The organism is Flavobacterium macacae (assembly GCF_003865365.1).
GTDB lineage: Bacteria > Bacteroidota > Bacteroidia > Flavobacteriales > Flavobacteriaceae > Flavobacterium > Flavobacterium macacae.
Map to the genome: position 1 here is coordinate 268 of NZ_RQVR01000032.1, position 8,973 is coordinate 9,240.

General features: G+C 43.4%; 12 protein-coding genes. All 12 read left to right on the plus strand.

What is annotated here, in order from left to right; genetic code table 11:
- A partial coding sequence (locus tag EG849_RS15910) for a UDP binding domain-containing protein (protein WP_317125219.1) occupies window positions 1–211 on the plus strand: 211 nt, incomplete at its 5' end.
- 47 nt (window positions 212–258) lie between these two features.
- Window positions 259–684, plus strand: a complete 426-nt coding sequence (locus EG849_RS15120; RefSeq protein ID WP_125014224.1) for an adenylyltransferase/cytidyltransferase family protein — start codon at window positions 259–261, stop codon at window positions 682–684.
- 30 nt (window positions 685–714) lie between these two features.
- Window positions 715–1,761: a dTDP-glucose 4,6-dehydratase gene (gene rfbB / locus EG849_RS15125; RefSeq protein WP_125014226.1), complete on the plus strand. Its 1,047-nt coding sequence runs from the start codon at window positions 715–717 to the stop codon at window positions 1,759–1,761.
- Window positions 1,762–1,823: 62 nt separating this feature from the next.
- Window positions 1,824–3,104, plus strand: a complete 1,281-nt coding sequence (locus EG849_RS15130; RefSeq protein ID WP_199732369.1) for a nucleotide sugar dehydrogenase — start codon at window positions 1,824–1,826, stop codon at window positions 3,102–3,104.
- A gap of 52 nt (window positions 3,105–3,156) precedes the next feature.
- The gene (rfbC, locus tag EG849_RS15135) at window positions 3,157–3,696 is read left to right on the plus strand and encodes a dTDP-4-dehydrorhamnose 3,5-epimerase (RefSeq protein ID WP_125014228.1); all 540 of its coding nucleotides are present in this window, start codon (window positions 3,157–3,159) and stop codon (window positions 3,694–3,696) included.
- A 4-nt stretch (window positions 3,697–3,700) separates the two neighbouring features.
- Window positions 3,701–4,558, plus strand: a complete 858-nt coding sequence (gene rfbD / locus EG849_RS15140; protein ID WP_125014230.1) for a dTDP-4-dehydrorhamnose reductase — start codon at window positions 3,701–3,703, stop codon at window positions 4,556–4,558.
- Window positions 4,559–4,651: 93 nt separating this feature from the next.
- Window positions 4,652–5,530, plus strand: a complete 879-nt coding sequence (rfbA, locus tag EG849_RS15145) for a glucose-1-phosphate thymidylyltransferase RfbA (protein ID WP_125014232.1) — start codon at window positions 4,652–4,654, stop codon at window positions 5,528–5,530.
- Window positions 5,530–5,937 carry a sugar 3,4-ketoisomerase gene (locus EG849_RS15150; protein ID WP_125014235.1) on the plus strand — a complete coding sequence of 136 codons (408 nt, stop codon included), beginning with the start codon at window positions 5,530–5,532 and terminating at the stop codon, window positions 5,935–5,937. The genes rfbA and EG849_RS15150 overlap by 1 nt, the downstream gene beginning before the upstream one ends.
- Window positions 5,930–6,340 carry a sugar 3,4-ketoisomerase gene (locus EG849_RS15155; RefSeq protein ID WP_125014237.1) on the plus strand — a complete coding sequence of 137 codons (411 nt, stop codon included), beginning with the start codon at window positions 5,930–5,932 and terminating at the stop codon, window positions 6,338–6,340. Before EG849_RS15150 ends, EG849_RS15155 begins: the two co-directional genes overlap by 8 nt.
- Window positions 6,337–7,290 carry a GNAT family N-acetyltransferase gene (locus EG849_RS15160; RefSeq protein ID WP_125014239.1) on the plus strand — a complete coding sequence of 318 codons (954 nt, stop codon included), beginning with the start codon at window positions 6,337–6,339 and terminating at the stop codon, window positions 7,288–7,290. The genes EG849_RS15155 and EG849_RS15160 overlap by 4 nt, the downstream gene beginning before the upstream one ends.
- Window positions 7,283–8,362, plus strand: coding sequence for a DegT/DnrJ/EryC1/StrS family aminotransferase (locus tag EG849_RS15165; protein ID WP_125014241.1), 1,080 nt, complete (start codon window positions 7,283–7,285; stop codon window positions 8,360–8,362). The genes EG849_RS15160 and EG849_RS15165 overlap by 8 nt, the downstream gene beginning before the upstream one ends.
- Window positions 8,363–8,409: 47 nt before the next feature.
- Window positions 8,410–8,973: NAD-dependent epimerase/dehydratase family protein (locus EG849_RS15170; RefSeq protein WP_125014243.1), on the plus strand; the 564-nt coding region annotated here is incomplete at its 3' end.

Below are 8,973 nucleotides of genomic sequence, written 5' to 3' on the forward strand. Positions count from 1 at the left end.
ACAGGTCACGGTTTCCAATGATCCTTATGAAGCGTGTGAAGGCGCGCATGCTATTGCTGTTTTAACAGAATGGGATGAATTTAAAGCGTATGACTGGAAAAAAATATACCATTCGATGCAAAAGCCAGCCTTTGTTTTTGACGGAAGGAATGTGCTTGACGGAAAAAAACTGAAAGAAATCGGATTTGTCTATCAAGGCATCGGCGCCTAAGCTGTTTTGTGCTTTACATAGCCCTTGTGTAACTAAAAGAAAAAATTATGAAAGTAGGAATTACATTTAGCGCGTTTGATTTGCTCCATGCAGGACACATCAAAATGCTTGAAGAAGCCAAAAGACATTGCGACTACTTAATCGCAGGCCTTCAAACCGATCCAACAATTGATCGGCCAGAAAAAAACAGACCTACACAATCAGTGGTAGAACGATATATACAGTTGAAAGGCTGCCGTTTTGTTGATGAAATCGTTCCTTATGCGACAGAACAAGATTTAGAAGATATCTTGCGTTCCTTCCACATTGACGTTCGGATTATTGGCGATGAATATGCCCAGAAAGATTTTACAGGACGCCACTATTGTGAAGAAAAAGGAATTGAATTTCATTTCAATAGGAGAGACCACCGCTTTTCAAGCAGCAGTCTGAGAAAAGAAGTGGCAGCTAAAGAAATGATTAAAATAGTATAGAAAAAACATCTATAAAGAGAAATAATCTTTATGAAAAAAATATTAATTACAGGAGGCGCCGGATTTATCGGTTCGCACGTTGTTAGGAGGTTTGTAAAAAAATATCCGCAGTATGCCATCTATAATCTAGATGCCTTGACGTATGCCGGGAACCTTGAAAATATTTCAGATATTGAAAAAGAGCCCAATTATACCTTTATCAAAGGCGATATCGTCGATGCCGCATTTATAGACGCGTTATTTGCCGCGCATAAATTTGACGGCGTCCTGCACTTGGCCGCTGAATCCCACGTTGACCGTTCGATTACGGATCCGCTGGCGTTTGTGAAAACCAATGTCTTTGGAACCATGAATCTTTTAAATGCCTTCAAGGAAACTTGGAAAGGCAACTTTGAGGGAAAACGTTTCTACCATATCAGTACCGATGAGGTTTACGGAAGCCTGGGCGCAACCGGACTGTTTACCGAAACCACTGCCTACGATCCCAATTCGCCTTATTCTGCATCCAAAGCCAGTTCGGACCATTTTGTCCGCGCGTATGGTGAAACCTACGGCATGCCTTATGTACTGACCAACTGCTCGAATAATTACGGACCCAACCATTTTCCAGAGAAATTGATTCCGCTTTTTATCCATAATATCATTACGAACAAAGCACTGCCTGTTTATGGCGACGGCAACTACACGCGCGACTGGCTTTTTGTAGAAGACCACGCCGTTGCCATTGATCTGGTCTTCCATGAGGGAAACAACCATGAAACCTACAATATTGGCGGTTTCAACGAGTGGAAAAACATTGACCTGGTCCAATTGCTTTGCAAAATCATGGATGCCAAATTAGGAAGAGCAGCCGGGACTTCCGAAAAATTGATTACTTATGTCAAAGACCGTCCGGGCCATGACTTGCGCTATGCCATCGATGCCTCTAAAATCAAAAAGGAACTAGGCTGGAAGCCTTCGGTGACTTTTGAGCAAGGACTTGAAAGAACCATCGACTGGTACCTGTCTAATGAGGCATGGCTTAAAAATGTCACTTCCGGCCAATATGCCAACTATTACGACAGGCAATACAACTAAAAAACAACAACAAACGAATACAAACATAAATAATCCTCCCCCAAATAAACAACAACAGCAGTATGGGTTCCATAAAAATAGCAGTAATTGGTTTGGGGTATGTCGGACTGCCCTTGGCACGTCTTTTTGCAACGAAGTATCCGGTCATCGGATTTGACGTCAATCCGGAGCGAATAGCCAGTTTAAAAAAAGGGGCAGATTCTACCTTGGAATTGGATGCAACTGCCTTACAATCGGTGCTGTCTGAAAGTCCCGAGATGGAAAAGGGTTTGTTTTGCACCGATGACAGTGCCGCTATTGCCGCTTGCAATTATTATATCGTTACCGTCCCGACTCCGGTTGACCAACAGAACACACCTGACCTGACACCGCTTTACAAAGCGAGCAAAACGGTGGGCAAAGTATTAAAAAAAGGCGATATAGTCATTTATGAATCGACCGTATATCCGGGCGCTACCGAGGAAGAATGCATTCCGATGCTGGAAAAACATTCGGGATTGGTTTTTAACCAAGATTTTTTTGCAGGCTATTCTCCTGAGCGCATCAATCCGGGCGATAAACAGCATACGGTTGAAAAAATAATAAAAGTGACTTCGGGCTCCACGCCTGAAATAGGGCAGAAAGTCAATGCGCTGTACCAATCGGTGATTACTGCCGGAACCCATCTGGCACCCAGCATCAAAGTGGCCGAAGCGGCCAAAGTGATTGAAAATTCGCAACGCGATATCAATATCGCTTTCGTAAATGAACTCTCCAAGATTTTTAATTTGCTGGAAATTGATACGCAGGCCGTTTTAGAAGCAGCAGGAACCAAATGGAATTTCCTTCCTTTTAAGCCCGGATTGGTAGGAGGCCACTGCATTGGCGTCGATCCCTATTATCTGGCGCAGAAAGCCCAGCAGATGGGCTACCATCCTGAAATTATTTTGGCAGGACGGAAATTAAACGACAGCATGGGCGAATATGTCGCTTCGCAAGTCGTGAAACTGATGATCAAAAATGATATTTTAGTCAAGGGTTCTTCTTTATTAATGCTGGGCATCACCTTTAAGGAAAACTGCCCTGATGTGCGGAATACCAAAATTGTGGATGTCGTTGCGGCCCTAAAAGAATACGGCATTGCCGTCACTATCTATGATCCCTGGGCAAACCCCGACGAAGTTATGCGCGAATATGAGCTGGTCACCACTAAAAAGCTACCTTTGCAGCAATTTGATGCCGTGGTCTTGGGTGTTGCCCATGATCCGTTCTTAGCATTGGATTTCAACGGGCTTCGAAAGACCAACAGCATTCTTTATGATGTGAAGGGTGTTTTGAAAGAAAATGTTGATGGGAAACTTTAAACACGATAGTGAATTTTTATAATTTAAAAAGAGTAAATAAATAAAATATAGAATGAAAGTAGAACACACGCCGATTGCAGATTTATTAGTACTAACCCCGGCGGTATTTGAAGACGACCGCGGTTACTTTTTTGAATCGTACAGCGCCACTGCTTTTGCCAAAAACGGAATCGATATACAGTTTATCCAAGACAACCAATCTTTTTCCAAGCATGGCGTGATCAGGGGACTGCATCTCCAAGCCGCGCCTTATGCCCAAACCAAATTAGTGCGCGTCCTGCAGGGCGAAATTCTGGATGTGGCCGTCGATATCCGCAAGGATTCTCCCACTTACGGACAGCATTACAGCATCGTGCTTTCTGCCGCGAATAAAAAACAACTGCTTGTTCCCAAGGGTTTTGCGCACGGATTTTCGGTCTTGAGCGAGACGGCTGTGGTTTCCTATAAAGTTGATGAAGCGTACCATAAAGAAAGCGAAAGAGGCATCCGTTATGACGATCCTGCCTTGGGAATTGACTGGCAGGTGCAAATTTCTGATGCAATCGTTTCTGAAAAAGATGTTATCTTGGGAACCCTAAATGATTTAGATTAATCGTATGAAAAAGATACTTGTAACCGGATCCAACGGGCAATTGGGCAGCGAACTACAATCGCTTGCCGCTGCTTATTCAAATTTTGAATTTGTTTTTACAGACCGATCCAAATTATCATTAGAAAAACCTGAAACTATTTCCGCTTATTTAACTGCTGTCCGTCCTGATTATATCATCAACTGCGCTGCCTATACGGCAGTCGACAAAGCCGAAAGCGAACCCGAGTTGGCCGACCTGATCAATCATCAAGCTGTTGAAGCACTTGCACAATGGAGCTTCCTGCACCGTGCGAAACTGATCCATATTTCAACCGATTATGTTTTTGACGGCACTTCTGCGCTTCCCCTAAAGGAAGATGATGCCACGAATCCGCAGAATGAATACGGAAGAACAAAATTGAGAGGCGAACAAGCCGCCTTAAAAGAAAATCCCGAAAGCATCATCATCAGAACCTCATGGGTCTACTCTGAATTTGGGAACAATTTTGTGAAAACGATGTTGCGATTGATGAAAGAAAGAGACACTTTAAATGTCGTGGAAGATCAGATCGGAAGCCCTACGTATGCCAAAGACCTGGCCCAAGCTGTTTTAGCTATCATCAGCCAAGACCAATGGCAAGGCGGCATCTATCATTATTCCAACGAAGGCGCCATCAGCTGGCATGAATTTGCCCTTGCCATCAAAGAAATGGCTGCATTGGATTGTGAAATATCGGGCATCCCTTCTTCGCAATTCCCAACTCCGGCGAAAAGACCTGCCTACTCGCTGCTCGACACGTCAAAAATAAAAGCAACTTATGGTCTTTCTGTTGCAAATTATAGGAGAAGCCTTGCTTTGTGCCTAAATAATATATTATCTTAGATTCGAATTTGTTTTCTAAAATCTGAAAACATACCATTACATAACGTTTCAAGCGCTTTTTTGAAAAGGGCATGACGTTAAAACCAGCAAGTTATGAAAGGAATTATATTAGCAGGAGGCTCCGGAACCCGATTGTATCCCTTAACCAAGTCAGTATCCAAACAGATGATGGCCATTTATGACAAGCCGATGATTTATTATCCGCTGTCTGTCTTGATGCTGGCCGGAATCAATGAAATCTTGATTATCTCCACGCCGCACGATTTACCTAATTTTAGAAATCTTTTTGGCGATGGAAGCGATTTGGGAATCCGATTGGAATATGCCGAACAACCGAGTCCTGACGGGCTCGCACAGGCCTTTATCATTGGCGAAGCCTTTATCGGCGGTGACGATGTGTGTCTCATCCTTGGCGACAATATTTTTTACGGACACGGACTGACGGATCTGCTTCGAACGGCTGTTACAAATGTGGAGGCTGCAAATAAAGCCACTGTTTTTGGCTATTATGTCCAAGATCCAGAACGCTATGGCGTAGCCGAATTTGATGCAAGCGGCACCGTCATTTCCATTGAAGAGAAGCCAACCGAGCCAAAGAGCAACTATGCGGTAGTAGGCCTTTATTTTTATCCCAATTCGGTTGTTGAAGTGGCTAAAAGAATCCAGCCCAGCGAACGCGGCGAATTAGAAATCACTACCGTCAACCAAGACTATCTTGCCGATGGCAATTTAAAAGTAGAACTGATGGGCAGGGGTTTTGCTTGGCTGGATACCGGAACGCACGAATCTTTACTGGAAGCTTCCAATTTTATACAGACCATTGAAAAAAGGCAAGGCTTAAAAGTAGCCTGCCTGGAGGAAATTGCTTTTGAAATGGGCTATATTTCTAAAGAGAAATTGATGGAATTGGCCATGCCCCTCCAGAAAAATGAATACGGCCAATATTTATTAAGATTGGCTGCCCGCAAATAATGGATACGCCGCACCCACATCTGATCCCGCTGCCTCAAATTCCTGACGAACGGGGCAACTTGTCTTTTTTTGAATATCCATCTCAAATTCCTTTTGAAATCCAACGCACTTACTGGATTTATGATATTCCGGGAGGGGCCACCAAAGGACACGCCTTTAAAAAACAGCAAGAATTTATTGTGGCCCTGTCTGGAAGTTTTGAATTAGTACTGCATGATGGCGCGGCCGAAAAAACACTAACCTTAAATCGGCCTAATTTTGGCGCCCTTGTTCCAAAAATGTGCTGGCGTACCTTAAAAAATATTTCTACCAATACCGTAGTGCTGGTCGTTAGCGACAGCCTTTATGATGAAAATGACTATGTGCGTACTTTTGATGCATTTTTAACCCTCCATTCCAATGCGTAGTGTCGACGAATGCCTAAAAGTACCGCTCCAGAACATCAAGAGTCCTGAAGGGAGCCTGGTTGTGGTGGAGAACAATTTGCATTTGCCCTTTGCAGTCCGCCGCATTTACTATCTGTATGACGTGCCCTTTGGATCCGAAAGAGGCGGCCATGCCCACAAGGAATTGCAGCAATATCTTGTTGCTTTGAGCGGTTCGTTTACGGTTATTGTGGATGATGGAACAAAACGAAAAGAAATTTTCATGAACAATCCTTCGGAAGCCTTGTATATCCGTTCCGGCATCTGGAGAGAGATCAATAACTTTTCCAGCGGCAGCATCTGCCTTGTCCTTGCCTCCAAAGAGTTTGCGGAATCTGACTATATCCGGGATTATCAAAATTACCTAAAATTTATCGCGGAATGATTGTTTTAGAAACCTATTCGGAAAATGATTTCGTTCGATGGAATGAATTCGTAAAAAAAAGCAAAAACGGAATTTTTTTGTTTGACAGGCATTATATGGACTACCATAAAAGCCGTTTTGTGGACGCATCGCTACTTTTTTCCTATAAAAATAAAATTATTGCCGTGTTGCCTGCCAATGCTGCAGGGACAAAAATTTATTGCCACCAGGGCTTGACTTTCGGCTCCCTGCTGCTTTCTGAAAAAATCACCTCGACCCAAGTGCTGACGGTATTTTCGATGCTGCTCCAACATTATGCCACTTTGGGTTTTGAAACCCTTGTCTATAAAAAAATCCCCTCGCTGTTTGAAAAGCATCCCGCTGGAGAAGATCTTTATGCTCTTTTCAGGTTCCATGCCAAACTGTACCGACGCGACATCTCCTCCGTCATAGCGCTTGAGAATCGATTACTTTTTTCGGAAACCAAAAGACAAAACGTTAAAAAATGCGAACTGTCGGGCTGCGCACTGCACCAAGAAGACGATTTTGCAGCATTTTGGGATTTACTCCACACATCGCTACTGAAATTTGATGTCCAGCCCGTACATCGTTTGGAAGAAATTGCTTACCTTCGATCCCAATTTCCAGAAAAAATAAAACTTTTTACCGTGCGTTTAAAAAATGAACTTTTGGCGGGCACGGTGATTTATGATTTTGGAGGTGCGGCCCATACCCAGTATATGGCAGCCTCACCCGCCGGGAAAAAAATAGGCGCGCTGGATTTTTTGATCCATCAATTAATTACGGGCCCCTTTACCGATAAAAAATATTTCAGTTTTGGAATATCGACTGAAAGCGAAGGCCGGGTCTTAAACGAGGGGCTACTCCAGCAGAAAGAAATGCTGGGCGGGCGCGCGATCGTTTTAGACCATTATGAAATTGATTTAAACCCACCCCGTGCCCATGATTAAGTTTTTAGATCTGAAAGACATCAATCTTGCCTACCAAGAGGAGATTGAAGAAAAACTGCTAACGGTTTTTCGCAGCGGCCAGTATCTGCTCGGAACTGAAACCAAAGCGTTTGAAAAGAACCTTTCCTACTATATTGGCGCGCCCTATTGCATCGCTGTGGCCAACGGGTATGATGCGCTGCGCCTTATCTTTAGGGCGTACCTCCAACTTGGAGTCCTGAAAGTCGGCGACGAAGTGATTGTTCCGGCCCATACCTTTATCGCTTCTATCTTGGCGATTACGGAAAACAACCTGGTTCCTATTTTTGTGGAGCCCGATGCGGAAACCTTCAATATCGCTATCGATCAGATAGAAGCAAAAATCACTGATAAAACAAAGGCCATTTTATTGGTGCACCTCTATGGGCGCGCGGTCTTTTCAGATACCATCACCGCATTAAAAAACAAGTATTCTTTACAAATTATTGAAGACAATGCACAGGCCATAGGCGCTGCCATCGGGGGAAAAAAAACAGGAAATTTAGGAGATGCCTCGGGATTCAGTTTTTATCCCGGAAAGAATTTGGGCGCTCTGGGGGATGCCGGAGCGGTCTGCTGCCAAGATGAGACACTGGCCACTACGATCAGGACCCTTGCCAATTATGGCTCCAAAGAGAAATATATACATGACTATAAAGGGCTGAACAGCAGGATGGACGAGCTTCAGGCGGCGGTATTGAATGTCAAGCTGCGCTATCTCGATGCGGCAAACGAACAGCGAAGGAAAATAGCCAGTGCCTATTGTAGAGAAATTAAAAATTCTGATGTACTTTTGCCGACGGTGCCCCAAAATGCTGAAGAGCATGTCTGGCACCTGTTTGTAGTTAGAAGCAAAACGCGCACTGTGCTGCAGCAGTTTTTAAAAGAGAACGGCATCGAAACGCTCATCCATTATCCGATCCCCCCCCACCGACAAAACGCTTATCCTGAATGGCAGCAATTAGAGCTGCCGTTGACAGAGCTGCTGGCCCATGAGGTTTTAAGCCTGCCTTTAAGCCTGCCTGGATTGGATCAGTTGGTGAAGGTTTTGTAATGCGTTGGGGGTATTAAAAATATATTTATAAAATAAGTTAAGATATTATGTCTAAAATTTTAATTACCGGTGGGGCCGGATTTATAGGATCCAATTTATGTGAATATTTTCTAGGAAAATGTCATGAAATTGTTTGCCTTGACAATTTTGCAACCGGCCACCAACACAATATACAACCTTTTTTAGAAAATTCAAATTTCACGTTTATCGAAGGTGATATTAGAGATCTGCAGACTTGTAAAAAAGCAACTCAAGGTGTTGACTATGTGTTGCATCAAGCAGCATTAGGTTCTGTGCCTCGTTCGATAAACGATCCTATCACCAGCAATGACGTTAATGTTTCAGGCTTTTTGAATATGTTAGTTGCTTCGAAAGATGCCAATGTAAAACGCTTTATCTATGCTGCAAGTTCTTCTACTTATGGAGATTCAGAAGCGCTTCCAAAAGTGGAAGATAAAATTGGAAAACCATTGTCGCCTTATGCGATTACCAAATATGTAAACGAATTGTATGCTGAAATATTTAGTAAAACATACGGATTAGAAACTATTGGTTTGCGCTATTTTAATGTTTTTGGAAGAAAACAAGATCCAAATGGTGCGTATGCGGCA

What these genes read in the sequence shown, in the direction of transcription:
- EG849_RS15120 (WP_125014224.1), top strand. Translation starts at nt 259, where the DNA reads ATGAAAGTAGGAATTACATTTAGCGCGTTTGATTTGCTCCATGCAGGA.
- rfbB (WP_125014226.1), top strand. Translation starts at nt 715, where the DNA reads ATGAAAAAAATATTAATTACAGGAGGCGCCGGATTTATCGGTTCGCAC.
- EG849_RS15130 (WP_199732369.1), top strand. Translation starts at nt 1,824, where the DNA reads ATGGGTTCCATAAAAATAGCAGTAATTGGTTTGGGGTATGTCGGACTG.
- rfbC (WP_125014228.1), top strand. Translation starts at nt 3,157, where the DNA reads ATGAAAGTAGAACACACGCCGATTGCAGATTTATTAGTACTAACCCCG.
- rfbD (WP_125014230.1), top strand. Translation starts at nt 3,701, where the DNA reads ATGAAAAAGATACTTGTAACCGGATCCAACGGGCAATTGGGCAGCGAA.
- rfbA (WP_125014232.1), top strand. Translation starts at nt 4,652, where the DNA reads ATGAAAGGAATTATATTAGCAGGAGGCTCCGGAACCCGATTGTATCCC.
- EG849_RS15150 (WP_125014235.1), top strand. Translation starts at nt 5,530, where the DNA reads ATGGATACGCCGCACCCACATCTGATCCCGCTGCCTCAAATTCCTGAC.
- EG849_RS15155 (WP_125014237.1), top strand. Translation starts at nt 5,930, where the DNA reads ATGCGTAGTGTCGACGAATGCCTAAAAGTACCGCTCCAGAACATCAAG.
- EG849_RS15160 (WP_125014239.1), top strand. Translation starts at nt 6,337, where the DNA reads ATGATTGTTTTAGAAACCTATTCGGAAAATGATTTCGTTCGATGGAAT.
- EG849_RS15165 (WP_125014241.1), top strand. Translation starts at nt 7,283, where the DNA reads ATGATTAAGTTTTTAGATCTGAAAGACATCAATCTTGCCTACCAAGAG.